Consider the following 24,658-nt stretch of genomic DNA (forward strand, 5'->3'; position numbering starts at 1 on the left):
TCAAAAATACCCTTCGCGCTTCTTCTTTTCCATCGAGCCGGCCTCGTCGCGGTCGATCAGGCGGCCCTGCCGTTCGGAGGTACGGGCGATCAGCATTTCGCTGACGATGCCATCGAGATCGTCGGCGTCGGATTCGATCGCGCCGGTCAGCGGGTAGCAGCCAAGCGTGCGGAAGCGCACGAGACGGTTCTCGACCTTCTCGCCGGGCCGCAGTTTCATGCGCTCGTCATCACGCAGGATGAGCATGCCGTCGCGCTCGACGACCGGGCGCTCCTTGGCGAAATACAGCGGCACGATCGGGATATCTTCCTGCAAAATATATTGCCAGATATCGAGTTCGGTCCAGTTCGACAGCGGGAAGACGCGGATCGATTCACCCGCTGCCACGCGCGTGTTGAAGATCTTCCACATCTCCGGCCGCTGGTTCTTTGGGTCCCAGGCATGGCTCGCATTGCGAAACGAGAAGATGCGCTCCTTGGCACGTGACTTTTCCTCGTCGCGGCGCGCGCCGCCGAAAGCCGCGTCGAAGCCGTATTTGTCGAGCGCCTGGCGCAGGCCGACCGTCTTCATCACATGGGTATGCGTATTCGAGCCGTGGTCGAACGGGTTGATGCCATCGCGGACACCGTCTTCGTTAATATGGACGAGCAGGTCGAAGCCCAGCTTCTCGGCCATGGAATCGCGAAACTCGATCATCTCGCGGAACTTCCAGGTGGTGTCGACATGCAGGAAGGGGAACGGGGGCTTCGCCGGATAGAACGCCTTCATCGCCAGATGCAGCAGCACCGACGAATCCTTGCCGACGGAATAGAGCATTACCGGCTTGGTGAAGGTCGCCGCCACCTCACGGAATATATGGATCGCTTCGGCTTCGAGCCGATCGAGGTGGGATAGCTTGGCAAGCATCGGAGGCCTTTGAAATTTGTCCGCTCGCGAAGCCTGCGACGGCAATATTCTGTATTTGGTGGAATTTTCTCACAAAACGCCTTGCGCTCAAGGAGAACGCTACCAAATTTGCCGCCATGCCCGATTGGAACGTGCGCATTCGGGCCGCCTGTTGGAATCCTGTTCTCTTACGCGAAATCAGCCTGCCATAGGCATGGATACGCAAATAGGCCGCAGGTGATGACCGGGAATTGCATTGCGCCGCTGCCGGCCGCATGGCAGGTGATGTGCAAGACGGCAGATGTGAGTACAATTGTCGCGAAACTCTTGGGCCGCCGCTCAATTCTCGATACCGGAACAGCTTCGTGTTTTCGAAAGATCTCCTGAACTACCGATCCGTCAACAAGCTCTTCACTTTCCTTTGCTTTGCCACAGCTCCGGCTGCCGGCTCGGCGGTCAGCTTCATCTGGCACGGCGGCGCATTGTGGTGCCTGTTCGAGATCGTGACGGGCAGGCGCAAGTTCAGCCGCGACAGGGCAATGTGGGTGATGACGATCGTGCTCATCACCTATTGTCTGGTCATTGCCGTTTCTACGATCTGGAACAGCCAGACATTCGGCGACATGCGGCACCTGCTGCGCCTTGCGACCCTTCTTCTCTTTCCGTTTTCCTATTCCCTCTGGAGCATTTCGAACAAAGCCGATGTCGCCCGCACCTCCGTGCTGGCCAGCATGATCGCATGTTATGCAGGGCTCGCGATCGCCGCGTTTCAGTATTACTACCTGGGTGAGCGGGCCTGGGGCGGAGCAGGAAACCCGATCGTTTTCGCCACGGTGATCGGCCTCACCGGCTTGGTCTCGCTTGCCGGCATATTTTTCCTTCAGGAAAAGAAACTTACGCTTCCATTGGCCGGCGCATTTGCAGCTTCATGGATCGGCCTGATTTTTTCCGGAAGCCGTGCCCTGTGGATCAGCAGTTTCGTGGCAACGGCTGCCATCCTCTGGATCTATCGGCGGACCCTTTCCCGATACATCTCGCCAAGAAACGCCGTTATCATCGCCGCGATTTTCGTGGCGATCGCGGCTGCAGGCGCCCCGACTGTCGCGGATCGGATGGGCAAGGTTGCCGCTGACTGGGACAAGCTGACCGTGAACGACCAACAGGAAACGTCGCTCGGCGTGCGGCTTTCACTTTGGGAAATGGCGCTTGATCTGGTCCAGCAACGCCCGTTCATTGGTTACGGGATGGGATCGACGCGCCAGCTGATAACCACCGGCCTGCGGGACCAGTACGGTCTCGACTTTACCTTCACACATTTTCACAACGGCTTCGCAACCATCACCGTCGAGGCCGGACTGATCGGCTTGCTGGCGCTGCTGGCAATATTCGCAGCAGCGAGTGCCACCGCGTTCAGATGTTTCCGGGATAGTCGTGACGAGGTCGAGAGATTTGGCGCGACCCTGCTCGTCATACTGGTCGTCACCTACATGATCTCAGGCTTGACCAGCATCATTCTGGGTCACGATATTCTGGATACGATGATGGTGATATTCCTGATTGCCGGAACATATCTCGCCGCCGGGACATCGATGGTGCCGGTATCTGACCCGAGCGGCGCCGAGAAGCCAGCCTGACGGCGGTCGCAAACGCCGATCGAAAGCGGTCGGGTTTGCGTATATTGCCTGACGTGCTAAGCGGCAGCCAGTTTTGAGGGTTTCACACCGCCGCCTGGAAAGCAGACCGATGGCCATGCATTTCGATACCAAGTTCGAACCTCACTACGGACAACCTGTGGAGATTGCTCCGGGAGTAGCGCGGCTGACCGTCAACAATCCAAGCGCCTTCACCTTTTACGGCACGAACAGCTACATCGTCGGACGCGATACGCTGGCCGTCATCGATCCCGGCCCCGAGGATGATGCCCAATACGACGCCCTGATCCGCGCGATTTCCGGTCGCCCCGTCAGCCACATCTTCGTCAGCCACACCCATAGGGACCATTCTCCGCTCGCGGCGCGGCTTGCGCGCCAAACCGGTGCGACGGTTGCCGCCGAAGGGCCGCATCGCGCCGCGCGTCCATTGCGGATCGGCGAAATCAATCCGCTCGACGCCAGTGGCGATATCGATTTCAGGCCAGACCTCGTACTGCGCGATGGCGACATCGTCGAAGGCGATGGCTGGCGCATCGGCACGGTTCTGACGCCGGGCCATGCGGCCAACCATGCCGCCTTTTCGCTGGAGGGAACCGGCATCCTGTTTTCCGCCGACCATGTCATGGCCTGGGCGACCACAATCGTCGCGCCGCCGGATGGAGCGATGACAGACTATATGGCTTCACTCGACAAGCTTCTGGCACGCGATGATCACCTGCTTCTGCCCGGCCACGGCGGACCGGTGACGAAGCCGCAACCCTTCATGCGCGGGCTGAAGGCGCATAGAAAGATGCGCGAGCGCGCCATCCTCGAGCGGCTGAAATCCGGAGACCGCTCGATTCCCGACCTCGTCGCAGCCATCTATCGCGACACCGATCCACGTCTGCATGGGGCAGCCGGCCTCTCGGTGCTAGCCCATCTTGAGGATCTTGTGGCACGCGGCGCCGCGGTTACCGAGAATGAACCCTCGATCGACGCCATTTTCGCGCCGGCCTGAGCTACCCTCTATGGGGCGGGCACGGCCGGAACAGTTCCCGAAAGTGTCGCAACCTCGGTATCGAGCGCTTCGAAAAACGCCGTGATACGGGCGGCATTGTCGCCGAAATCGTGCCTGCCATAGCGCGATGCCGAACGCATATCGACATAGGTGGTGTCGCCTTCGTCGATCAACCTCACAGCGACGTCGATAGGGAACGCAAGGATGGTGGTGAAGGCCAGCGCCTCCACCGTAACCTCGCTCTGCCCTTCCGCGTCAGGCTTCGGGCCCTCCCGTTTCCAGCCTTCCTGCGCAATCACGGCCTCCACCGCGTCGAGCGTACGGTCGAAGGGCAGCTCATAGCGCCGGCCCGTCACATCCGGGTATTTGTCCGTCTGAAGCTTTCGGCGCTCGGGTGTGAAAGGCGTAATGGTATCCATGTCCGCGGTGCGCGCTTTAGCTGCCAGCGTCAGCGCCGGCGGCTCGTCCAGATCAGTGGAAATGTCGTTGAGTTGCGGATAGATGACCCCGCGATATCCGGTGATCAGATACGGCACGAGCACCGCAAGCGCGACGACCGTCCCCCAGGTCAGGTCGCCGCCGCCCAGATCACCATTGTTCCACACCCGCGAAAAGGCAAAGGCCGCGAAGGCCAGTGCACAAATCGCGAGCGCAGCCACAAGCACCAAGACCACCAGAAAGACCGGCGTCTCCAGCAGGCCGTAGCGATGCGCAAGACCGGCAACGATGAACAGCACCACCGAGAAGCTCGCCAGCCACCGCGACCAGCCGGCGGTCCTTGCCGTCCGTCGTTCCAGATATGCTCTCATATGCTTGCGCCGCAGGTCGATTCCATTGCCGCTTCAATAAAGCGTTTCGCAGCGCCGTAGAAGCCTTGCATATGCGGGGCTACCGAACCGCCTCCGCGTCGGTCGGAAACCGATAGTCGCTGAACTGCTTGCGAAGCGTCGTCTTCTGAATCTTGCCGGTTGCCGTGTGCGGTATTTCGTCAACGAAAGCGACATCGTCGGGCATCCACCACTTGGCGACCTTGCCATCCATGAAGCCGAGGATATCGGATTTCTCCGGCTCCTTGCCGGGCTTGCGCACGATCACCAGCAGCGGCCGCTCGTCCCACTTGGAATGGCGCACGCCGATGACTGCCGCCTCGGCAACATCGGGATGGCCGACCGCGAGATTTTCAAGGTCGATGGTCGATATCCACTCGCCGCCGGACTTGATGACATCCTTGGCCCGATCGGTGATCTGCATATAACCGTTGGCATCGATATGGGCGACGTCGCCTGTGTCGAACCAGCCTTCCTCGTCGAACTGTTCTTTGCCGGCACCTCCGTAATAGGCCGCAGCCACGGCCGGACCGCGCACCTTGAGGCGGCCGAAGGTCTTGCCGTTCCAGGGCAGCGACTTGTTCTCGTCGTCGGTCACCTTCATCTCGACGCCAAAGGGCGCATGGCCCTGTTTTTCCTCGATATTGAGCCTTTCATCCCCCTCAAGCCCGGCATATTCCGGCTTCATGGTGCAGAGGCTGCCGAGCGGCGACATTTCGGTCATGCCCCAGGCGTGGATCACTTCCACATCATAGTTTTCCTGGAACTTCTTGGTCATGGCGCGCGGGCATGCCGAGCCGCCGATGACGACCTTCTTCAGATAGGGAAGCTTTTTGCCGGTCTCCTCCAGATATTGGAGCAGCATCAGCCAGACCGTCGGCACCGCGGCGGTGAACGTCACTTTCTCGGTATCGAGGAGTTCGTAGATCGAGGCACCGTCCATCTTGCCGCCGGGCATGACCAGCTTTGCGCCGATCATCGGCGCGCTCTGGCCGAGCCCCCAGGCATTGGCGTGGAACATCGGCACGACGGGAAGGATGATATCCTTCGACCCGATGCCCTTCGCATCCGGCATGGCGGCCATCATGGCGTGCAGCACATTGGAGCGGTGGCTGTAGACCACGCCCTTCGGCTCGCCCGTGGTGCCGGAGGTGTAGCACATGCCGGCTGCAGCACCTTCATCGAGGCTTTTCCATTGAAAATCGCCGTCAGCCTCGGCCAGCCATTCCTCGTAGGCAACAGCGTTGGGCAAGGCGGTCTGGGGCATGTGCGCCTTGTCCGTCAGAACGATGACCTGCTTGAGCGATGGCACGGCTGCGGCAATCTTTTCGACCAGCGGCAGGAAGGTCAGGTCCACGAATATCGCCTTGTCCTCGGCGTGGTTCATGATCCAGACGAGTTGCTCGGGGAAAAGGCGCGGATTGAGCGTGTGGTAAACTGCGCCAACGCCCATGATGCCGTACCAGGCTTCGATGTGGCGCGCCGTGTTCCACGCCAGCGTCGCGATGCGGTCGCCCACGCCGTAGCCGTCGCGCTCCAGACGCTGGGCGATCTTGAGCGCCCGGGTGCGGATATCAGAGTAGGTCGTCCGTACGATCGGCCCTTCGATGGAGCGTGAAACGATCTCGCGGCGCGGGTGCTGGATGCCGGCATGATCGAGTATCTTGTGGCAGAGCAGCGGCCATTCCTGCATCAATCCAAGCATTCCAGTCCCTCCCATTTTTGTTTGGGCCATTGTGGAAGGAACTGTCAGATTGTCCAGTGGTGACCTCGCGTTAGGCCAGCGCTCTTAGCCGAATTGCCTAGAGTGCCGCGTATGTTGCTGGACACCCAAAGGACACCGTAACGCTTTGAATTCACGTAGAATCTCTTCCAGAAATCGAATTCAATCTTTGGGCTTATGCGTCAGACCTCAAGTACAGCCAAGATGATTTGCTAACATTGCCGGTAGCGTTTTCGTCACAATCCGGCCATTGTAGCCGATGATCCTTCTTGGCGGCGGGGTGAAACTGGCGAAATACGATGAGGTTTCGCATGTCCAAGCAACCTGTAGCAGAGAAGCTTGTAAGCGTCGTATCGGAGAATGCCACGGAGCTGCCCGCAAAAGGCAAACCCATATCCGAACAGGATTTCGAGACCGTGATCCGCGGCGCCCTCGACGCCGTCAACGGCACGCTCCTGTTCAAGATGCGGGTCGATGAAGGAAATGAACCGCATCACGCCGCCGCCGCTTTTGTCGGCGAGGGCGAGAAGCGGCAGTTTCTCGTGATGACCATGCCGCTCAATGGCGGTCAGTTGCGTGTCGAGACGGCAGCCAAGAGCAAAAGCCCCATAGCCGGCATTGCCGCCGCCTATGCCGGCCTGGCCGACGCGTTCGCCACGGCTGCGTGATTGCTTCGGGGTCTTGCGGTAGGCCATCGACCTCAACCGTTTGACCCAAGAGGCGAAGAGTTTTGCGTGTTGCGTTCCAAGCGACTAGCCTGAGCCTAGTTCGCTTAAAGGAGCCGCGCATGCTCGGTCAGACCCCCCTCACCAATTTCCAGACCCGTGACGTCGAAGCCCTGCTTCATCCCTACACGCCCATCCACAGACTGAAGACGATGGGCGCGGTGGTGATGGAGCGCGGCGAAGGCATCCATGTCTACGACACGCAGGGCCGCGGCTATATCGAGGGCATGTCCGGGCTGTGGTGCGCCGGGCTCGGCTTCGGTGACGAGGAGATGATAGAGGCGGCGACAGCGCAGATGCGCGCCCTGCCCTTTTATCACATATTCGGCGCCAAAAGCAGCGAACCAGCCGTCGAACTCGCTGAAAAGCTGAAGGAAATCGCTCCGGTTCCGATTTCCAAGGTGTTCTTCACCTCTTCCGGCTCGGAGGCCAACGACACGCAGGTGAAGCTGGCCTGGTACATGAACAATGCGCTTGGCCGGCCCAACAAGAAGAAGATCATTTCGCGGGTCAAAGCCTATCACGGCGTGACCGTCATGGCGGCGTCGCTGACCGGCCTGCCTGGCAACCACAATGGCTGGGATCTGCCCGTCGACCGCGTGCTGCATACCGATTGCCCGCATTACTATCGCTTCGGCACCGAGGGCGAGAGCGAGGCGGAGTTCGTTGCCCGCACGGCAAAGTCGCTGCGCGACCTCATCGAGCGCGAAGGGCCGGATACGATCGCGGCGATGATCGCCGAGCCTGTCATGGGCGCCGGCGGCGTCATCGTTCCGCCGAAGGGCTATTTCGAGGCGATCCAGGCAGTGCTCGACGAGCACGATATCATCCTGATTGCCGACGAGGTCATCACCGGCTTTGGCCGCACCGGCAACTGGTGGGGTTCGCAGACGCTCAACATGAAGCCGAAGACGATTTCCGCGGCCAAGCAACTCACCGCCGCCTATGCGCCACTGGGCGCGGTGATGGTGCCGGAAGACATCTACCAGTCCTATGTCGACCACAGCGCCACGCTCGGCAGCTTCGCCCACGGCTTCACCTATGGCGGCCATCCGCTGAGCTGTGCGCTGGGCGTGAAGGCCATCGAAATCTACCAGAAGCGCGATATTCTCGGCCATGTCCGCACCCTGATGCCGTTGTTCGAGCAGCGCCTGAAGAAGCTGGCGGATCATCCGCTGGTCGGAGAAACGCGCTTCTACGGCCTTGTCGGCGGCGCGGAACTGGTGGCCGACAAGAAAACCAAGCGATCCTTCGACCCCAAGCAGGGCGTCGGGCCCGAGGCCTCGCGGCTGATCGAGCAGAACGGCGCCATCCTTCGCGCCATCGGCGACACGATCGCCATCTGCCCGCCGATGATCATTACCGAGGCCGAACTGAACGAGCTTTTCGACCGCTTCGAAAAAGGTCTCGATCAGGCCGAGGCGTGGGTTTCAAAGGAAGGCCTGAGAACTACATGAAAGGGACGCGGCAGATAATGGAGCATTCCCGATGACCAGCGCCAATCCCTCTCCCGGCTTCGCCAAGAACCCGGCCAAGCAGATTACGATCGAGCCTTACAAGGGTACCGTCAAGGTCTATGCCGGCGACCAGCAAATCGCCTCGTCAAGCAATGTCCTGCTGCTGACCGAGCCGCCCTACCCGGCCGCCTACTATATTCCATTCGCGGATATCGACTTCAGCCGCCTCGAAAAGACCGATCATTCCACCCACTGCCCTTACAAGGGCGATGCCTCCTACTGGAGCATTCCTGCGGCAGGAGACGCCGGCAAAAACGCCCTGTGGGGCTATAAACAGCCTTTCGACGAGACCGCCGAGATCAAGGACCACGGCGCGTTTTATCCCGACAGGGTGCGGATCGTGGCGGAGGCGGGGTAGAGGTCGACGAAGATTCTACTTCGCCGCTTGCGTCTTCAACGCATCAAAAGCGGTCATGCCCAACGCCTTGAGGCGATCAAGCGAGGTTGTGATCGCTTCACGCCACTGCGGCCCGCGTGAGAGGGCCTCGTCATAGGCATCGCGCAGGTCTTCGAGACGGCCCGTTTCAGACAAGGCGACGGCCAGATTTGCGGCCTGCCTCAAATCCTTGAGATCCTTGCCATTCTCCTGCCGACGCCGCGCGGAAACGATCAGCTTGTGAACCGCATAACGGGCGGGATCAGGCACGAACATCGGAACGCCTCCCTTGTGGAGCATCACAGTTCTGACGGGCTGGTGGATCAGGAAATCCAGAAAGCGAAGCGGCTCGGCGGTCGCGCCGCCTAGTGCCGGCAATTTTGCGGGTTTGCCGAGATAATCGTCACTGCCGCGATTGGGCGTCAGGAATTCCACCCGCAATCCGCCGGAAGCCTGGAATTTTGCCGCGCCATGCTCATCGCCCAGTTGCGGAACAGGCCGAAACTTGTTGTCCACACTTTTCAGGACATCGAGGATCGGGGGAATTGAATCGTCGACGGCAACGGAAACCGAATGGAACTGCGCGATGTCGATATCGCCGGTCTGCATCGCTGTGTCTGCCATCCTGTAGCCGAGCACCGTTCCATAAGTCTGGTAGGCAATGGTCCCCACGAGGCAGGCGCGCACGCGAAAAAACCCCGCCTTCCAAAGCGCCTCGACCACGTCACCGACGCGCTGTTCAGGACGAAACAGGCGCGCCTCACGGACCAGCGTCGCGACGATCTTGCGCCGGGCCTGATAGTCGTCCTTGATCTGCCGGAACCGCGCGACCCGGCTGGCAATTTCGGGATCGTCGGCGGGGCCGACATATTTTTCCCGCATCGGCTCGTCGCGTCCGCGTTCGGAAGGCTTGTAATACCAGTAGTCGCGGTCCTTTACCGTGCGCTTCTTGAAGGTACCCGCTTCGTCAAAATCGAGATCGAACTGAGCATCGAGCGCGCGGTCGAGAAGCTCGGCGCTCATGGTGGTGTAAACCATGTCCAATTGGCGAGTCATCGATATCGCGCCTTAGTTATACCCATTTTGCAAAACGGGTATAACTCATAAGTCGGTATATGGCAACTTAGTTATACCCAATTCGCAAATCAGGTATAATACCTGACCGCAATACCCAGATGGAGCTCAGCCGCTCAATTCGTGGTGTCGTCGGTGCCGTCGCCATCGGCGTCATCGAGGCGCACGAAGGTGTAGCCCTTGTCCTTTAGCGCGAGCAGACCTTTCACCAGCCCCTCGCCGGCCGCATGGGTCGGCTGGTTGATATGGGCGATGATGACGTCGCCATCCTTGGCCGCAGAGACGCGCCGTGCCGTTTCGCGCGCGCCGAGCAGCGAACCGCCGTCGCCATTGATGGAGTAGCCGGCGATCTTGAAGCCGGCCTTGCGGATCAGCGCGATCGCCGAGGGGCTGTACTGTGCGGTGGCGCCGCGAAACCATTTTGGCGCCGGCTCGCCGGTCTTGGCGAGTGCCGCCGCCCCGGTCTCGACCTCGGCCAGCACAGCTTCAGGGCTGCCGGCGCTGCGGATACCATAAATCTTGCGCGGCGAATCGACGGCCGGAATGTGCCGCCCGCCATGGTTCTCAAGCTCGAACAGTTCCGGGTGTGCCCGCATGATATCCAGCGAAGGCGCATTGCGCTTCAGCCAGGTGCCGGTCACGAAGATCGTCGCCGGAATCTTGTACTGAACCAGCGCGGAAAGAATCCGGCTGTCGGTTGCGCCGCCGCAGGCATCCAATGTCACTGCGACGCGCGGGCTGTCGCCGCCCTGCCTGATATGCAGGCTCGGCTCAAGCAGCGGCGCGGCATTCGCGACCGCAGCCGAACCGGAAAGAACGACGGCAAGAAAAAGCTTTGAAACAAGGCGCATGCGGAAACCCAAGCCGATAATCGCATCATCCCAATGCCTGCATAACGGCAAAATTGGGATGATGCGTCAGATTCCGCTCAGCCGCCCTTTTTAACCGCAGCCTGTGCCGCCGCGAGCCTTGCGATCGGCACGCGGAACGGCGAGCACGACACATAATCGAGCCCCACTTCCTCGCAGAAGCGGATCGAAGCCGGGTCGCCGCCATGCTCGCCGCAGATGCCGAGCTTGATGTCGGGCCGCGTCGCCCGGCCCTTGTCGGCTGCCATGCGCACCAGTTCGCCTACGCCCTCGATATCGAGCGAAACGAAAGGGTCCTGATCGACAATGCCCTTCTGGCGATAGGTTTCGAGGAAGGACGCCGCGTCGTCGCGCGAAATGCCGAAGGTCGTCTGCGTCAGATCGTTGGTGCCGAAGGAGAAGAATTCGGCCGATTCGGCAATCACATGGGCGCGGATCGCCGCGCGCGGCAGTTCGATCATCGTGCCGGTGAGGTATTCGACGGTGACGCCGCTTTCTTCCATCACGCTCTTGGCCACCGCGTCGATGCGCGCCTTCACGAAGTCGAGTTCCGTTTTCAGCCCGACCAGCGGCACCATGATTTCGGGAACAACCGGGTTACCCGTCTTCTTGCCCGCCTCAACGGCTGCCTCGAAAATCGCGCGCGCCTGCATTTCGGCGATTTCCGGATAGGAAATCGCCAGGCGGCAGCCGCGATGGCCGAGCATCGGGTTGAATTCGTGCAGCGTTTCGGTGCGATGGCGCAGCTTGTCCACCGACACCTTCATGGCGGCGGCGACTTCCTCGATTTCCTGATCCGACTTGGGCAGGAATTCGTGCAGCGGCGGGTCGAGCAGTCGGATCGTCACCGGCAGGCCGGCCATGATCTCGAACAGTTCGAGGAAATCCGAGCGCTGCATCGGCAGGAGCTTGTCGAGGGCTGCCCGGCGGTCCTTCTCCGTGTCTGCGAGTATCATCTCGCGCATGGCGATGATGCGCACGCCTTCGAAGAACATGTGCTCGGTGCGGCAGAGGCCAATCCCTTCCGCGCCGAACGAACGCGCCATGCGCGCATCCGCCGGCGTTTCGGCATTGGTGCGCACCTTCATGCGGCGGATCTTGTCGGCCCATTCCATGATCGCGGCGAAATCGCCGGAAAGCTCAGGCTGGAGCATGGCGACCGCGCCCTTCAGCACCTGCCCCGTGCCGCCGTCGACGGTGATCACTTCGCCCTTGCGGAAGGTATTTCCCATCGCCGTCATCGTACCGGCCTTGTAGTCGACGCGCAGCGTGCCAGCGCCGGAAACGCAGGGCTTGCCCATGCCGCGGGCGACGACCGCCGCGTGGCTGGTCATGCCGCCGCGCGTCGTCAGAATGCCTTCGGCCGCATGCATGCCGTGGATGTCTTCCGGGCTCGTCTCGATGCGCACCAGAATGACCTTCCTGCCAATGGCGCGCATTTCCTCGGCCTCGTTCGACGAGAACACGATCTCGCCGGTGGCAGCCCCGGGCGAAGCCGGCAGGCCGATCGCAACGACATTGCGCTCCGCCTTGGGGTCGATCGTCGGATGCAGAAGCTGGTCGAGCGAGGACGGGTCGATGCGGGCCACCGCCTCTTCCTGGGTGATCAGCCCCTCGGCCGCCATATCGACAGCGGTCTTCAGCGCAGCCTTTGCGGTACGCTTGCCCGAGCGTGTCTGCAGCATCCACAGCTTGCCGCGCTCGATGGTGAATTCGAGGTCCTGCATGTCGCGGTAGTGCTTTTCGAGCCGTTCCGAGATTTCCATGAAAGTGTTGAAGGCAGCCGGCATCAGCTTCTGCATCGATGGCTTGTCCGATCCGGCGGCAATGCGCGCCTTTTCGGTGATGTTCTGCGGCGTGCGAATGCCGGCCACGACATCCTCGCCCTGCGCATTCACCAGGAACTCGCCGTAAAGCATCTTTTCGCCGGTCGACGGATTGCGGGTGAAGGCAACGCCGGTGGCCGAGGTGTCGCCCATATTGCCGAACACCATGGCCTGGACATTGACTGCCGTGCCCCAGCTTTCGGGAATATCGTGTAGGCGGCGATAGGTGATGGCGCGGTGGTTCATCCAGCTCGAAAACACGGCGCCGATAGCGCCCCAGAGCTGTTCCTGCGGGTCCTGCGGAAACGGCTTGCCAAGTTCTTCCTCGATCTTGGCCTTGTAGAGCGCGATGGTCGCCTGCCACTGGTCGGCGGACAGATCGGTGTCGAGTTCGTGGCCGAGCCGGGCCTTTTCCTCCTCGAGGATTTCCTCGAAGACCTCGTGGTCGAGCCCCATCACGACATCCGAATACATCTGGATGAAACGGCGGTAGCTGTCATAGGCAAAGCGGGCGTCGCCCGAATCCTTCGCCAGCGCTTCCACCGTCACGTCGTTAAGGCCGAGATTGAGCACGGTGTCCATCATGCCGGGCATGGAAGCGCGCGCGCCGGAGCGCACCGAAACCAGCAGCAGCTTTGCCGGATCGCCGAAGCGGCGGCCGGTCAGCGCGCCGATATGGTCGAGCGCGGTCGTGACATCTTTCTTCAGGGAAGCCGGATAGGCGTTGCCATTGGCGTAATACCAGTTGCAGGCTTCGGTGGTGACGGTAAAGCCCGGTGGCACCGGCAGGCCAAGGCTGCACATTTCTGCCAGATTGGCGCCCTTGCCGCCCAGCAGATTCCTGTCGCCGGCGCGCCCTTCGGCGGCACCATCCCCAAAGGTGTAGACCCACTTGGTCATGCTCGCTCCTAGACTATGCAATTGAGACAGCAGATGAAAAGCGCCTCTAGCGCGAAGCGATAAATTGCTGCGCTGCGAAAGGCAACCTGTGCCTCGGAATGTTTAACTCCTACAATCGATTAAGAAATCCGCTGGTAACAAGACTTGTATTTCGATCGCGAATTTTTTAGAACATAAAGAGAACGAGAGGTTACCATGAAAAAGACCGGCAAACTCGATTATCTCGAAATGCCCGCCACCGGCGGCACGCTCGACAACGTCAAGGCGTTCTACAGCACAGCCTTCTCCTGGTCGTTCACCGACTACGGACCAAGCTATTCGGCCTATGACGAGGGGCTGGAAGGCGGCTTCTATTCCGAAGCGGGAGACGGCACGCCCAAGCCGCTGCCGGTTCTCTATTCGGAAAATCTCGAGGAAACGCTCGCCGCCGTGGAAGACGCCGGCGGCAAGATCGTGAAACCGATCTTTTCGTTTCCCGGCGGCCGCAGGTTCCATTTCACCGATCCGGCCGGCAATGAACTGGCCGTCTGGGGCGAATAGCGCTCCTTTTCGCGCTCGCGAAATTCGTTTTACCACTTCACCCGGGGTGAGGCGGTAAAATTTGCGGCAGGCATTTTGCCGCGATTGTACTTTTCGATCACACTGAATATAAGGCCGCACAGACTTGACTCGGGGCTCCGGGTCTTGGGGCGTAGCCAAGTGGTAAGGCAGCGGTTTTTGGTACCGCCATTCGGAGGTTCGAACCCTCCCGCCCCAGCCAGTTTTTTCAGGCGCTCTCTCGTTACGCCACGCAAACGGCATAGCGCTCACAAGCTGATCTTGATTTTGGATATGAGCTCCTCTCTGGCTTCATCACGAAGCGCCTTCAAATAGCGCCACTCGGTTTCGCCGGGTAGACGGACTTCCCAATAATTCCACCCGTTCAAGTTAGGCGCAGTTCCATCTTTGGTTTTGGCAACCGCATTTGCCGCCGTGGACAAGGCGTCGAAAACTTTACCTTCAACAATCAACTTACCGTTCAGAAAGCGCCCCTCATAAACTTGGCGCCCGCGTAGATATGTCATGCGGGCGTAGGCACCGTGCGGCACAACAACCCCGTCCTCGCTCCATGCAACGCCAGCGGTTTCAACGCCAACTACATCACTTTCCTGGAGTGGAGGCAGTTTTAGGAGCCGCCTTAGTGCGAGGTAGGGCGGTTCATCGAAGCCGCGCCGCTCGGCTTCGATGAGCTTGTGAATATCCCAATCAATTTCGATCTTCTGAAGTTGCATGACAAAGTTACCTTCACTTAAACTCTGTTTACTCCTATTACTCTTTATAGGAGTAAACAGAGTTTTTCAAGCGATTGCTACAAGGCGAAACGAAACAAAAAAGATGAGGAAGAAGGATACAGCTAAAAACCCGCGCTCGCAGGCCGCCATCATTTGACGGTCAATGCACCTAACTCGCCTCGCGCAGCTGCTCCGCCGTCTGCAAATCCACCGAAACCAGCTGGCTCACACCCTGCTCAGCCATAGTCACCCCAAACAGGCGGTTCATGCGCGCCATGGTGATGGGGTTGTGGGTGATGATGACGAAGCGCGTTTCGGTCGTGCGCGCCATCTCGTCCATCAGGTTGCAGAAGCGCTCGACATTGTGGTCGTCCAGCGGTGCGTCGACCTCGTCGAGCACGCAGATCGGCGCGGGATTGGTCAGGAACACCGCAAAGATCAGCGCCATCGCCGTCAGCGCCTGCTCGCCGCCGGAAAGCAGCGTCATGGTCTGAGGCTTCTTGCCGGGCGGGCGGGCGAGGATTTCAAGTCCGGCTTCGAGCGGGTCTTCCGATTCGATCAGCTGCAGTTCCGCCGTGCCGCCGCCGAACAGATGCGTGAACAGCCGCTTGAACTGCTCGTTGACGACGTCGAAGGCGGCCAGCAGCCGCTCGCGGCCTTCGCGGTTCAGGCTCTGGATCGCCTGGCGCAATTTGCGGATCGCTTCGATGATGTCTTCGCGTTCGGTGACGATGGCCTCAAGCCGCTCGGACAGCTCCCGCTGCTCCTCTTCGGCCCGCAGGTTGACCGCGCCCAGCCGCTCGCGCTCGATTTTCAGGCGTTCAAGCTGGCGCTCGACTTCGGTAGCGTCCGGCATCGGCGCGTCGGCCTCGAGGCCGGTGTGGCGGATGACGAGATGCGGCGGCGTGTTCAGCGTTTCCTGGATGCGCGCCTCGATTTCCTTGCGGCGGTCGTCGGCTGCGGTCAGGCGTTCCTCGGCGCGGCCACGGGCCTCGCGCGCTTCGGACAGCGCCTGGATCGCGCCCGTTGCTGCCTTGTCCAGCAAAGCCTGCTGGTTTTCCGCCTCCTGAAGCCGGTCGCTGGCTGCCTTGCGCAACTCCTCGGACTGCGAAAGCTGCGTCATCAGCGCGCGACGGCGCGCGTCGATCTCGTCCGGCGCGTCGACCAGCCTTTCGCGCTCCTCCATCGCCTCGGTCTGCCGCTCGCCGAGCGAGGCGATCTGGCCGGCGGCGTTCTCCGCCCTTAGCGTCCAGTTGCGGCGCTCATTGGTTATGGCATCAAGGCGACGCATGCGCGCCTCGGCCTCGCGCTTCAAGCCATCATGCACGGCGCGCGCATCGGCAACGGCGGCGCGATCGCGCGCAACGTGAGCCGCCGACTGGTCGAGCCGCAATTGAAGATCGCCAAGATCGGGCGCGGAACCAAGCTGGTCCTCGGCCTCGACATATGCGGCGGCGGCCTCCTCGTGGCCTTCCTCGATCCGCGCACGCGCCTCATCCAGCGCGGTGCGGCGGCTCGACAATTCGCCTGCCGCCCTTTCCGCTTGGGCCAGAGCGTCGCGGGCCTCTCCGACTGCGTGCTGCGCATCGCGCCATGCCTGCCGCGACAGGCGCTCTTCTTCCGTGCGCCGGCGCACTGCCGCCTCGGCCTTGGCCAGAGCCTCTTCCGCCGCACGCACTTTCACGGTCGCGGCAACAGCCTCAGCGTCGAGTTCGGCCAGCCGGTTCTTCTGTGCCAGCCGCTGTGCGGCGGCCGTCGGCGCATCGGCACTGGCGGTAAAGCCGTCCCAGCGCCACAGCGCGCCGTCCTTGCTGACCAGGCGCTGGCCGGGCGCAAGCAAAAGCTGCAGCCGCCTGCCATCGGCGGCATCGACAATGCCGATCTGCGCCAGGCGGCGCGCAAGCTGGCGCGGCGCGCGCACGACGCTGGCAAGGTTGCGAATACCTTCCGGCAGCGCCGGATCGCCTGGCATCGGTTCGCTTTCACCCCAATGCACGGGTGCGGCGCGATCAAGCGGTACGTCGAGGTCTTCGCCGAGTGCGGCACCGAGTGCCGTCTCGAAGCCGCGCTCGACGCTCACCTGCTCCAGCACGGCCGGAAAGAGATCGCCGCTCGACGCATTGATGATCTTGGCCAGCGTGCGCGCTTCGGTTTCGATGCCCGCTAGTTCGGCGCGCGCTTCCTGAAGCGGCGGGCGGGCTTCATTTTCTGCCGCGCGAGCATCGGCAACGGCTTGTTCGGCTGTCGCCGCGGCAAACTCGGCATCGTCGAGGGCTGCCTGCGCTTCCTCGGCCAGGATTTTCTTTTCGGCCGGGTCGGCAAGGCCGGAAATGCGCGCAGCGATCTCGGACACTTCACGGTCGACATCGCCAAGCTGGCGGGCCAGCCGATCGCGGCGCTCGGCCGTTTCGCGCAATGCGCGCTCAAGCTGGGTGCGCGATGCGGCAGCATCCGCGCGCGTTGCGGTGAGTTTCGAGAGCGCGTTTTCGCTCAAGCCAAGCGTCGCGGTTGCTTCCTCGAAGGTCGCCCGCGTTGCCATCTCACGCTCGGCAGCGCCGGCGTTTTCGGCATTCAGCGCCTCTTCTTCCTCGGCAAGGCGAGCAAGAATATCGGCGTTGTCGCTAACCATCTGCTGTTCGCGCGCAATGTCGGCGTCGAGCTGCTGCAGGCGGCGGTCGAGTTCGGCCTGCCGCGTACGGATGCGACCTGCCTCTTCCTCGATCTGGGTTCTGGCGATGGAAAGGCGCTGGAAGGCAGCGGCGGCGGCGGCTTCCGCCTCGCGCAGTTCCGGCAGCTTGTGCGCACCGATCGCCTGTTCCTTGGCAGCGTTCATCTGTTGGGCCGCACGCTCGCCGACCAGCGAGGTGGCAGTCGCCAGGGCCGAGCGCGACTCGCCTTCCTGCGTCTTCGCCTGCGTCCAGCGAATGTGCAGCAGCGTGGCTTCGGCCTTGCGGATATCGGCGGAAAGGTTCTTGAAACGCGCAGCCTGCCGCGCCTGACGCTTCAGGCTTTCGATCTGGCTTTCCAGCTCGCCGACGACATCGTCCAGCCGTTCGAGGTTCTGCTCCGCCGCGCGCAGCCGAAGCTCGGCTTCATGACGACGGGTGTGCAGGCCGGAAATGCCGGCAGCCTCTTCCAGAAGTGCGCGACGCGCCTGCGGCTTGGCCTGAATCAGTTCGCCGATGCGACCCTGCCCGACCATCGAGGGCGAGCGCGCGCCGGTCGACTGGTCGGCGAACAGAAGCTGCACGTCCTTGGCGCGCGCTTCCTTGCCGTTGATACGATAGACGGAGCCTGCCTCGCGCTCGATGCGGCGCGACACCTGCAATTCGTCCGCATCGTTGAAGGCAGCGGGCGCGGAACGGTCGGCATTGTCGAGGAAAAGCGTGACTTCGGCGGTGTTTCGCGCCGGCCGCGTGCCGGAGCCGGAGAAGATCACGTCGTCCATGCCCGACGCGCGCATGTTCTTGTATGAGCTTTCGCCCATCACCCAGCGCAGCGCCTCGACCAGATTGGACTTGCCACAGCCGTTCGGCCCGACGACACCCGTCAGGCCGCGCTCGATGACGAACTCGCCGGATTCAACGAAGGATTTGAAGCCGAGAAGGCGCAGGCGGGAAAATTTCATAGGCGCGGTCCCGCGACCGCAGGCATGGCGGGGCGAAAGCGCCCCGGCATGGCCGGACCGTCAGAGCATGCCGTCGATAATCGCCGACATATCCTCAATAGACAAAGCCCCTTTGTACACATTGCCGTTGATGAAGAAGGTCGGGGTGGAATCGACCTTGAAATCTTCCGCGCCACGTTTCTGTACTGCCCTGACATCGTCCAGAAGCTTCTGGTCAGTCAAGCAGGCCTCGAAGGACTCCTGTGAAAAACCTGCCAATTTCGAGATTTGCAGCAGTGCGGTCTTCGCATCCTGCACGCCGGCCCAGTTTTCCTGCTGCTTGAACAGCACGTCGATCATCGGGAAGTAGTTATCGTTGGAGCAGCGGGCAAGCATGAAACCTGCCTCGGCGCGCGGATCGAACGGGAATTCGCGGAAGATCAATCGCGCCTTGCCCGTGTCGATATACTTTTCCTTCAGCGCCGGCAGCGTCGTTTCATGGAAATGCGCGCAGTGCGGGCAGGTCATCGAGGCGTATTCGACGATCGTCACCGGCGCATCGTCCTTGCCGAGCTGCTTGTCCGGCAGCGCGCCGGCTTCGAGCACCTTGGCCATGTCGATCCTGCCCTGAGACTCAGGCGCCTTGCCGGGTGCGGGTGCTGCTGCATCCTGCGCCATCGCGCGTCCGGTAAAACCGGCCTGCGAGGCGAGCACCAATGCCGCCGGCGCAAGAGCCAGTGTCGAGAGAACTTTTCTGCGCGGAATGGAACGGATCATACGAATCACCTGCCTGAGATTGTATTGTGCGATGCCAAGGCACCAAAAAGCGAGACTTGGCGCGAATTAAGGCATCTGCTCCCCCAATCCAATCGACAAATCCTGCGACAGCAATCACGAATATGCGAGATCGATGTCAACTCTTCTTCTTTTCAGTACCGATGATTGTCGCGCCAAGACGTTCGAGCGCGGCGCGCAAGCCGTCATCCTCGATGTTTTCCACCGTGCCGGCGAGTTTTGTTTTCTCGCCATCGGTCAGCGCTCGTGGGCGCGGCTTCGGCGGCAAGCTCGTGTCGATCAGGGCCTTTTGCACGATGCGGATGCGCCCAACCGCCGTGAAACCCAGAAAGGCGTTGACCCGGCCGATGACTTCGCCGGTCTCGTGCTGGAGATGGAGCGCGGCCAGCCCTTCGCAGGCGACGATCAGCGTTGCCGGCTCGAAAGGATCGTCTTCGTGCAGGCGGCGCGGCCACTGGATCTTTTCCGGCCTGCTCTTGGCGGCAATCCGCGGGCCGACGATCTCCTCCCACGATTGGACGAGCCCGACGGAAATGCCCGCGCGCTTGCGCAGGACGGGATCGAGGATTTCGGTGGCGAGATCGCTCACCGGAACGGGATTGCCGTAGCGGCTTTTCCCTGCCATGTGCGTTCTCCGGACTATGCACCCTTACCCAAGGCGCGGATCAGTAGCACGATCAATGGCACCACAGGCAAAACCCCGCAAGAGCGCCGCAACATCCAGCGGCGATATCGCAGCGCCCCTGCTTGAGTGGTACGACGCCAATCACCGCGAACTGCCGTGGCGCATTTCGCCGCGCCAGCTGGCCGCCGGCATTCGCCCCGACCCTTACCGCGTCTGGCTTTCAGAAGTCATGCTGCAGCAGACGACGGTCGAGGCGGTCAAATCCTACTTCCGCGCTTTCCTTGAAAAATGGCCGGATGTGAAATCGCTGGCCGCAGCCGAAACCGACGACGTCATGAAAGCCTGGGCCGGCCTCGGCTATTATTCGCGCGCCCGAAACCTGAAAGCCTGCGCCAATCTCGTTGCGGCCGGCACAGGCGCTTTTCCCGACACGGAATCAGGCTTGCGTGAGCTGCCCGGCATCGGCGCCTACACCGCCGCGGCAATCGCGGCGATCGCCTTCGACCGGCCCGCTGCCGTGATGGACGGCAATGTCGAGCGCGTCATGTCGCGCCTGTTCGAGATTTCCACGCCGCTGCCGGACGCCAAGCCGGAAATCCGCGCAATTCTTGAAACTCTGGTGCCACCGGCTCGACCGGGGGATTTCGCCCAGGCGATGATGGATCTGGGCGCGACAATCTGCACGCCACGACGCCCGCGCTGCATGCTGTGCCCACTGCGCGACGGCTGCCAGGCGCTGGCGAACGGCGACCCTGAACTCTATCCGGTGAAGGCCCCGAAGACCGAAAAGCCGGGACGCAGAGGTGCCGCATTCGTCGCGGTGCGGCCCGATGGCGCGGTACTTCTGCGCAAGCGCCCCGAAAAGGGCCTGCTCGGCGGCATGAGCGAGGTGCCTACGACCGCATGGACCGCGCGCATCGACGGCGACACCACCATTGCCGGCGCGCCCTTCGCCGCTGACTGGAGAAGGACGGGCAGCATTTCCCACGTCTTCACCCATTTCGCGCTCGACCTTGATGTCTACCGCGCGGAGGTCACAGATCGCATCTTGCCTGCCGGCAGTTTCTGGGCTCCAGTCGCCACGCTTCACGGCGAGGCGCTGCCGACTGTCATGAAAAAGGCAATCGAGGCTGCCATACCGGACGCGACGAAAAAGCCGTTTCCACACACAGCAAAGAGGCCTTCATGACCGAAATCCGCCACATCGTGTTCGACATCGGCAAGGTGCTCGTCCATTACGACCCGGACCTGCCCTTCAGCCGGCTGATCCCGGACGAGACCGAGCGGAAACGGTTTTTCGAGACCATCTGCACGCATGAATGGAACATCGAGCAGGATCGCGGGCGGAGCTGGGAAGAGGCCGAAAGCCTGCTGATCGCCGAACACCCCGATCACGAGGAAAACATCCGCAACTTCCGCCGCCACTGGCACGAGATGGTGCCGCATGCCTATGACGACAGCGTGGAACTGATGGAGGCCCTGATCGACAAGGGCCACGATGTGACCATGCTGACCAACTGGGCCAAGGACACCTTCACGGAAGCACGGCAGCGTTTTCCTTTTTTGGAGCGCCCACGCGGCATCACCGTTTCGGGCGAGATCGGCATGATAAAGCCAGACCGCGGCATCTACGACCACCACGCCTCGACCTTCGGCCTCAATCCGTCGGAAACGATCTTCATCGACGACAGCCCGAAGAACGTCGAAGGCGCCAAGGCCGCCGGCTGGCAGGCGGTGCTGTTCACGGATGCAGCCACGTTGCGGCGCGACCTTGAACAGCGAGGCATCAAGGCGTGACGCAAGGCGTCGAGCCGGCAAAGATTCTGCGGCGATACCACGCCGCCATCAACGCGCTCGATTACCAGTCAATCGAAGCGATGTTTGCGGCCGATGTCGTCTATGATTCGGGTGGTGTCGGCGGTCTCATATCCGGCCGTGATGCGGTGATGGCCGCATTCAAAACCTATTTCGCGGAATATCCGGACCAGGTTTCCGAGGATTTGTCGGTCGAGACGCTTTCGCCCAACACCGCCCGCTCGGTCTGGGCGCTTCAGGCAACAAGCGCGACAACCGGCGCCCCTTACAAGCGGCAAGGTACCGAAACCATCATGCTCGACGAAGATGGCAGGATAGTCCGCGTCGACGTCGAGGGATAAGGCTGCCTGCCTGTCTTGAAACGCCAAAACGCCCGAGGATACCCTCGAGCGTTCGGGATCAGCCGGTGACTGGAAGCCGGCCCATCGGTGGTCTCTTAAAAAGCTTGCCGGAATCAGGCCCCTGCCCGCTCCATGCCGAGGCGCGCGATGCGGCGCAGTTCGTCGATCTGGGTCAGGCCGCCATTGCGCTCATAGTGCCAGAAGGTCCAGCCGTTACAGGACTCCAGCCCTTGCAGGACAGCGCCGACACGGTGGATCGACCCGGCATTGTCGCCGATCGCCAGCGTCCCGTCGGCGCGCACCTTGGCAGCCCAGCGTTTCTTGGCGTCGTACAGCGTCACACCCGGCTTGAGCATGCCAGAATCGAGCAGGTTGACGAAGGCGACGCGCGGTTCGGCGCGCTTGCCCGACAGCACCGTCAGGTCTGCCGCTTCCAGCGGCTTCACCGCAGCAATGCGCTCATTGGCGGCATCGATATAGTCCTGCTCGCGCTCGATGCCGACGAAGTGGCGGCCGAGACGCTTGGCCACCGCACCGGTCGTGCCGGAACCGAAGAACGGGTCGAGCACGACGTCGCCCGGCTTGGTCGAAGCCATCATGATGCGGGCAATCAATGCTTCCGGCTTCTGCGTCGGGTGCAGCTTGTCGCCATTGTCGTTCTTCAGCCGCTCGGCCCCGGTGCAGATCGGGAACAGCCAGTCCGAGCGCATCTGGATGTCGTCGTTGGAAGCCTTCAGCGCATCGTAGTTGAAGGTATAGCTCTTGGCATTCGGGTCGCGGGAAGCCCAGATCATCGTCTCATGAGCGTTCTGGAAGCGGCGGCCGCGGAAGTTCGGCATCGGGTTGGTCTTGCGCCAGACGATGTCGTTCAGGATCCAGAAGCCGAGATCCTGCATCGAAGCCCCGACGCGGAAAATGTTGTGGTAGGAGCCGATCACCCAGATCGTGCCATTGGGCTTCAGCACGCGGCGCGCGGCCAGCAGCCAGGCGCGGGTGAAGGCGTCGTAGGCTGCAAAACTGTCGAACTGGTCCCAGTCATTGTCCACCGCATCGACCTTGGACTGGTCGGGGCGGTGCAGGTCGCCATTGAGCTGGAGATTGTAGGGCGGGTCGGCGAAAATCACGTCGACCGACTTTTCAGGCAGCTTGTCGAGGGCGGCGACACAGTCGCCCTTCAGGATCGTATCCAGCCATTCGGCTTTCTGCGGCAGGGGGGAAAGGTCGGCGAGAGCACGCACGGCTGACATTCTGATACCCGAAATACGCGTTACTGTTTACACCCCGTTATGGTTACCGATCAGCGTAAACATTTGGTGAAGCACCACGACAATCGTGGTGGAATTTGCGGTTGGGCAGCGCATGGTGTATGCCGCGCCGCGAAAACATCGCTTGCCGCCATGCGGCCTTTCTTCCCAGCTATTGCGGATTTCCATGACCCAGCCTGATCTCGTCATTTTCGATTGCGACGGCGTGCTCGTCGATTCAGAAATCATCGCCGCGCGCGTCGAGGCTGAATTGCTGACTGCCGCCGGCTTTCCAATCGAGCCCGAAGAACTGGCCGAGACCTATGCCGGCCTGACCTTCAAGGACATCATGCTGCGCATCGAGGAGCAGTCGCAGATACCGTTCCAGGCATCGCTGATCACTCAGGCGGAATCGCTCGTCGACCGCCGGCTGCAGGCCGAGGTTCGCGCCATCGAAGGCGCGCATGAGGCGGTGGCTTCGGTAACCGGCCCGCGCTGCATCTGCTCCAATTCGAGCGGCGAGCGTCTCAACATGATGCTGGAAAAGACGCGGCTGCTGCCGTTCTTTTCAGGCCGCATCTTCTCCTCGTTCGACACGCCGTCGAAAAAGCCGAAGCCGGCGCCGGACGTGTTCCTTCATGCGGTCAACACACTTGGCGCCAATCCGGCGCGCACCTTCGTTGTCGAGGATTCGGTTCACGGCATTTCCGGCGCAAAGGCTGCCGGCCTGCGCGTCATCGGTTTCACCGGCGCTTCACACAGCTATCCCGGCCACGCCGATGCGCTGACCGAAGCGGGTGCTGAAACCGTCATCCGCCGCTGGGCGGATTTTCCCGGTGTCGTCGCCGCACTTCTCGAATGGTCGGAAGACGCTTAAAGCGCGGCTCGCGCTTTAAGCTGTTGGTTTTGATGCCTGCCGTTATCGCAAAACCGCCGCGCACTTTTGCGCGGCATGCCTTGTCACTCGGCTGCAGCGGTCTTCTTCTTCGGCGCCGGGCCTTCGTCGAAGCCGGCATAGATGCGGATGTTCTGCTCGGCCGGAACCGGAACCGAAACGCCCTTGTCGTTGAAGACGAACTGCGTCGCAGCCGTCTTATCGGTCAAGCTGACCGGAAACTGGGTAAGCTTGGAATAGAGCACTTCCTCGCCGCGCAGCACGACGACGCGGATCGGCAGGGTCACGCTTCCCGGCGCACCGGCCGGACCCGGCACGATCTTGCCGGCAGCGGCGACATCGATGCTCAACGTGCCGTCACGGGTCACGCAAGCGCGGGTCACGTCGGCGATCGAAGCCTGGTAGGCCAGTTTGTTCGGGTCGTCCTGACCGCCCTTGGCGTAGCTGCTGAAGAAGGCTGTTCCTTCACGGAGCGTGATGTTCGGGCAATAGGCCCGGAGGTCGCTTTCCAGGATCCTGCCTGCCTGATCGGGCTTGCTTGCCTGGTCAAAGCCTTTCGCCGCGTCGTTGGATTGGCAACCAGCGGCGGCAATCATAAAGCTCGAAACTGCAAGACCGGCCAAAAAACGACTGTCGATAAATCGAAACTGCATATGCTGCACTTCCCTCTCTCAAAGCTGTCGCTGTATATCAA

22 protein-coding genes and 1 tRNA gene are annotated in these 24,658 nt (G+C 61.5%); 11 read left to right on the top strand and 12 right to left on the bottom strand.

The annotated features are described in order from the left end of the window. The gene (gene cysD, locus WBQ96_RS05065) at positions 1-906 is read right to left on the bottom strand and encodes a sulfate adenylyltransferase subunit CysD (protein ID WP_336547947.1); all 906 of its coding nucleotides are present in this window, start codon (positions 904-906) and stop codon (positions 1-3) included. Between the two features lie 344 nt (positions 907-1,250). Here cysD and WBQ96_RS05070 point away from each other — a divergent pair, with 344 nt between their 5' ends. Both WBQ96_RS05070 and WBQ96_RS05075 read left to right on the top strand, forming a co-directional pair. Next, positions 1,251-2,519, top strand: a complete 1,269-nt coding sequence (locus WBQ96_RS05070) for an O-antigen ligase family protein (RefSeq protein ID WP_336547949.1) — start codon at positions 1,251-1,253, stop codon at positions 2,517-2,519. 109 nt (positions 2,520-2,628) lie between these two features. Beyond that, complete coding sequence (locus tag WBQ96_RS05075; RefSeq protein WP_336547950.1) at positions 2,629-3,534, top strand: MBL fold metallo-hydrolase; 906 nt, start codon at positions 2,629-2,631, stop codon at positions 3,532-3,534. Between the two features lie 8 nt (positions 3,535-3,542). Here the strand turns inward: WBQ96_RS05075 and WBQ96_RS05080 are convergent, their stop codons facing one another. Further along, positions 3,543-4,343, bottom strand: coding sequence for a DUF1499 domain-containing protein (locus WBQ96_RS05080; RefSeq protein WP_336547952.1), 801 nt, complete (start codon positions 4,341-4,343; stop codon positions 3,543-3,545). Positions 4,344-4,422: 79 nt separating this feature from the next. Next, positions 4,423-6,066 carry a fatty-acid--CoA ligase gene (locus tag WBQ96_RS05085; protein WP_336547954.1) on the bottom strand — a complete coding sequence of 548 codons (1,644 nt, stop codon included), beginning with the start codon at positions 6,064-6,066 and terminating at the stop codon, positions 4,423-4,425. Between the two features lie 329 nt (positions 6,067-6,395). Between WBQ96_RS05085 and WBQ96_RS05090 the strand changes: the two genes are divergently transcribed. From WBQ96_RS05090 to WBQ96_RS05100, 3 genes are all read left to right on the top strand, one after another. After that, positions 6,396-6,752, top strand: a complete 357-nt coding sequence (locus tag WBQ96_RS05090) for a hypothetical protein (RefSeq protein WP_336547956.1) — start codon at positions 6,396-6,398, stop codon at positions 6,750-6,752. Between the two features lie 119 nt (positions 6,753-6,871). Continuing rightward, positions 6,872-8,266 carry an aminotransferase gene (locus WBQ96_RS05095; protein ID WP_336547958.1) on the top strand — a complete coding sequence of 465 codons (1,395 nt, stop codon included), beginning with the start codon at positions 6,872-6,874 and terminating at the stop codon, positions 8,264-8,266. 31 nt (positions 8,267-8,297) lie between these two features. Continuing rightward, positions 8,298-8,684, top strand: a complete 387-nt coding sequence (locus tag WBQ96_RS05100) for a DUF427 domain-containing protein (RefSeq protein WP_165115195.1) — start codon at positions 8,298-8,300, stop codon at positions 8,682-8,684. A gap of 15 nt (positions 8,685-8,699) precedes the next feature. Here the strand turns inward: WBQ96_RS05100 and WBQ96_RS05105 are convergent, their stop codons facing one another. The 3 genes from WBQ96_RS05105 to ppdK all read right to left on the bottom strand — a co-directional run bounded on the left by WBQ96_RS05105 (position 8,700) and on the right by ppdK (position 13,371). Next, positions 8,700-9,758 carry a nucleotidyltransferase family protein gene (locus tag WBQ96_RS05105; RefSeq protein ID WP_336547962.1) on the bottom strand — a complete coding sequence of 353 codons (1,059 nt, stop codon included), beginning with the start codon at positions 9,756-9,758 and terminating at the stop codon, positions 8,700-8,702. 134 nt (positions 9,759-9,892) lie between these two features. Beyond that, complete coding sequence (locus WBQ96_RS05110) at positions 9,893-10,627, bottom strand: polysaccharide deacetylase family protein (protein WP_336547964.1); 735 nt, start codon at positions 10,625-10,627, stop codon at positions 9,893-9,895. Between the two features lie 77 nt (positions 10,628-10,704). After that, positions 10,705-13,371, bottom strand: a complete 2,667-nt coding sequence (gene ppdK / locus WBQ96_RS05115) for a pyruvate, phosphate dikinase (RefSeq protein ID WP_336547966.1) — start codon at positions 13,369-13,371, stop codon at positions 10,705-10,707. Between the two features lie 195 nt (positions 13,372-13,566). On the opposite strand from ppdK, the gene WBQ96_RS05120 reads away from it, so the two are divergent. Next, positions 13,567-13,911, top strand: a complete 345-nt coding sequence (locus tag WBQ96_RS05120) for a VOC family protein (protein WP_336547968.1) — start codon at positions 13,567-13,569, stop codon at positions 13,909-13,911. 145 nt (positions 13,912-14,056) lie between these two features. After that, positions 14,057-14,131 (top strand) — tRNA-Gln (locus WBQ96_RS05125). Between the two features lie 46 nt (positions 14,132-14,177). Here the strand turns inward: WBQ96_RS05125 and WBQ96_RS05130 are convergent. From WBQ96_RS05130 to WBQ96_RS05145, 4 genes are all read right to left on the bottom strand, one after another. Then, complete coding sequence (locus tag WBQ96_RS05130) at positions 14,178-14,642, bottom strand: hypothetical protein (protein ID WP_336547970.1); 465 nt, start codon at positions 14,640-14,642, stop codon at positions 14,178-14,180. A gap of 169 nt (positions 14,643-14,811) precedes the next feature. Further along, on the bottom strand, positions 14,812-18,270 hold the full coding sequence (locus WBQ96_RS05135; RefSeq protein WP_336547971.1) for a chromosome segregation SMC family protein: 3,459 nt from the start codon (positions 18,268-18,270) through the stop codon (positions 14,812-14,814). A gap of 60 nt (positions 18,271-18,330) precedes the next feature. Next, positions 18,331-19,026 (bottom strand): DsbA family protein, encoded by a 696-nt coding sequence (locus WBQ96_RS05140; RefSeq protein ID WP_336547973.1) that lies wholly within the window; start codon positions 19,024-19,026, stop codon positions 18,331-18,333. 136 nt (positions 19,027-19,162) lie between these two features. Then, complete coding sequence (locus tag WBQ96_RS05145) at positions 19,163-19,669, bottom strand: DUF721 domain-containing protein (protein WP_336547974.1); 507 nt, start codon at positions 19,667-19,669, stop codon at positions 19,163-19,165. Positions 19,670-19,724: 55 nt separating this feature from the next. Here WBQ96_RS05145 and mutY point away from each other — a divergent pair, with 55 nt between their 5' ends. From mutY to WBQ96_RS05160, 3 genes are read left to right on the top strand one after another with little or no spacing between them, the layout of a single operon-like run. Beyond that, a complete protein-coding gene (mutY, locus tag WBQ96_RS05150) occupies positions 19,725-20,858 on the top strand; it encodes an A/G-specific adenine glycosylase (RefSeq protein WP_336547976.1) in 1,134 nt (377 codons plus the stop codon). Beyond that, positions 20,855-21,466 (top strand): HAD family hydrolase, encoded by a 612-nt coding sequence (locus tag WBQ96_RS05155; protein WP_336547978.1) that lies wholly within the window; start codon positions 20,855-20,857, stop codon positions 21,464-21,466. Before mutY ends, WBQ96_RS05155 begins: the two co-directional genes overlap by 4 nt. Continuing rightward, positions 21,463-21,825 carry a nuclear transport factor 2 family protein gene (locus WBQ96_RS05160; RefSeq protein WP_336547980.1) on the top strand — a complete coding sequence of 121 codons (363 nt, stop codon included), beginning with the start codon at positions 21,463-21,465 and terminating at the stop codon, positions 21,823-21,825. Before WBQ96_RS05155 ends, WBQ96_RS05160 begins: the two co-directional genes overlap by 4 nt. Before the next feature lie 113 nt (positions 21,826-21,938). Here the strand turns inward: WBQ96_RS05160 and WBQ96_RS05165 are convergent, their stop codons facing one another. Further along, positions 21,939-23,072 carry a site-specific DNA-methyltransferase gene (locus WBQ96_RS05165; protein WP_336547982.1) on the bottom strand — a complete coding sequence of 378 codons (1,134 nt, stop codon included), beginning with the start codon at positions 23,070-23,072 and terminating at the stop codon, positions 21,939-21,941. A 184-nt stretch (positions 23,073-23,256) separates the two neighbouring features. On the opposite strand from WBQ96_RS05165, the gene WBQ96_RS05170 reads away from it, so the two are divergent. Next, positions 23,257-23,946 (top strand): HAD family hydrolase, encoded by a 690-nt coding sequence (locus tag WBQ96_RS05170; protein ID WP_336547985.1) that lies wholly within the window; start codon positions 23,257-23,259, stop codon positions 23,944-23,946. Between the two features lie 83 nt (positions 23,947-24,029). Here the strand turns inward: WBQ96_RS05170 and WBQ96_RS05175 are convergent, their stop codons facing one another. Further along, entirely contained in the window at positions 24,030-24,617 is a 588-nt protein-coding gene (locus WBQ96_RS05175; RefSeq protein WP_165115171.1) for a hypothetical protein, read from the bottom strand. Between the last annotated feature and the right edge of the window lie 41 nt (positions 24,618-24,658).

It is taken from the genome of Mesorhizobium sp. CCNWLY176, from assembly GCF_037153935.1.
Lineage (GTDB): Bacteria > Pseudomonadota > Alphaproteobacteria > Rhizobiales > Rhizobiaceae > Mesorhizobium_M > Mesorhizobium_M zhangyense.

Excerpts from the sequence above, each read along its gene's own strand:
- cysD (WP_336547947.1), bottom strand. The coding sequence starts at position 906 with ATGCTTGCCAAGCTATCCCACCTCGATCGGCTCGAAGCCGAAGCGATC.
- WBQ96_RS05075 (WP_336547950.1), top strand. The coding sequence starts at position 2,629 with ATGGCCATGCATTTCGATACCAAGTTCGAACCTCACTACGGACAACCT.
- WBQ96_RS05080 (WP_336547952.1), bottom strand. The coding sequence starts at position 4,343 with ATGAGAGCATATCTGGAACGACGGACGGCAAGGACCGCCGGCTGGTCG.
- WBQ96_RS05085 (WP_336547954.1), bottom strand. The coding sequence starts at position 6,066 with ATGCTTGGATTGATGCAGGAATGGCCGCTGCTCTGCCACAAGATACTC.
- WBQ96_RS05090 (WP_336547956.1), top strand. The coding sequence starts at position 6,396 with ATGTCCAAGCAACCTGTAGCAGAGAAGCTTGTAAGCGTCGTATCGGAG.
- WBQ96_RS05095 (WP_336547958.1), top strand. The coding sequence starts at position 6,872 with ATGCTCGGTCAGACCCCCCTCACCAATTTCCAGACCCGTGACGTCGAA.
- WBQ96_RS05100 (WP_165115195.1), top strand. The coding sequence starts at position 8,298 with ATGACCAGCGCCAATCCCTCTCCCGGCTTCGCCAAGAACCCGGCCAAG.
- WBQ96_RS05105 (WP_336547962.1), bottom strand. The coding sequence starts at position 9,758 with ATGACTCGCCAATTGGACATGGTTTACACCACCATGAGCGCCGAGCTT.
- WBQ96_RS05110 (WP_336547964.1), bottom strand. The coding sequence starts at position 10,627 with ATGCGCCTTGTTTCAAAGCTTTTTCTTGCCGTCGTTCTTTCCGGTTCG.
- ppdK (WP_336547966.1), bottom strand. The coding sequence starts at position 13,371 with ATGACCAAGTGGGTCTACACCTTTGGGGATGGTGCCGCCGAAGGGCGC.
- WBQ96_RS05120 (WP_336547968.1), top strand. The coding sequence starts at position 13,567 with ATGAAAAAGACCGGCAAACTCGATTATCTCGAAATGCCCGCCACCGGC.
- WBQ96_RS05130 (WP_336547970.1), bottom strand. The coding sequence starts at position 14,642 with ATGCAACTTCAGAAGATCGAAATTGATTGGGATATTCACAAGCTCATC.
- WBQ96_RS05135 (WP_336547971.1), bottom strand. The coding sequence starts at position 18,270 with ATGAAATTTTCCCGCCTGCGCCTTCTCGGCTTCAAATCCTTCGTTGAA.
- WBQ96_RS05140 (WP_336547973.1), bottom strand. The coding sequence starts at position 19,026 with ATGATCCGTTCCATTCCGCGCAGAAAAGTTCTCTCGACACTGGCTCTT.
- WBQ96_RS05145 (WP_336547974.1), bottom strand. The coding sequence starts at position 19,669 with ATGGCAGGGAAAAGCCGCTACGGCAATCCCGTTCCGGTGAGCGATCTC.
- mutY (WP_336547976.1), top strand. The coding sequence starts at position 19,725 with ATGGCACCACAGGCAAAACCCCGCAAGAGCGCCGCAACATCCAGCGGC.
- WBQ96_RS05155 (WP_336547978.1), top strand. The coding sequence starts at position 20,855 with ATGACCGAAATCCGCCACATCGTGTTCGACATCGGCAAGGTGCTCGTC.
- WBQ96_RS05165 (WP_336547982.1), bottom strand. The coding sequence starts at position 23,072 with ATGTCAGCCGTGCGTGCTCTCGCCGACCTTTCCCCCCTGCCGCAGAAA.
- WBQ96_RS05170 (WP_336547985.1), top strand. The coding sequence starts at position 23,257 with ATGACCCAGCCTGATCTCGTCATTTTCGATTGCGACGGCGTGCTCGTC.
- WBQ96_RS05175 (WP_165115171.1), bottom strand. The coding sequence starts at position 24,617 with ATGCAGTTTCGATTTATCGACAGTCGTTTTTTGGCCGGTCTTGCAGTT.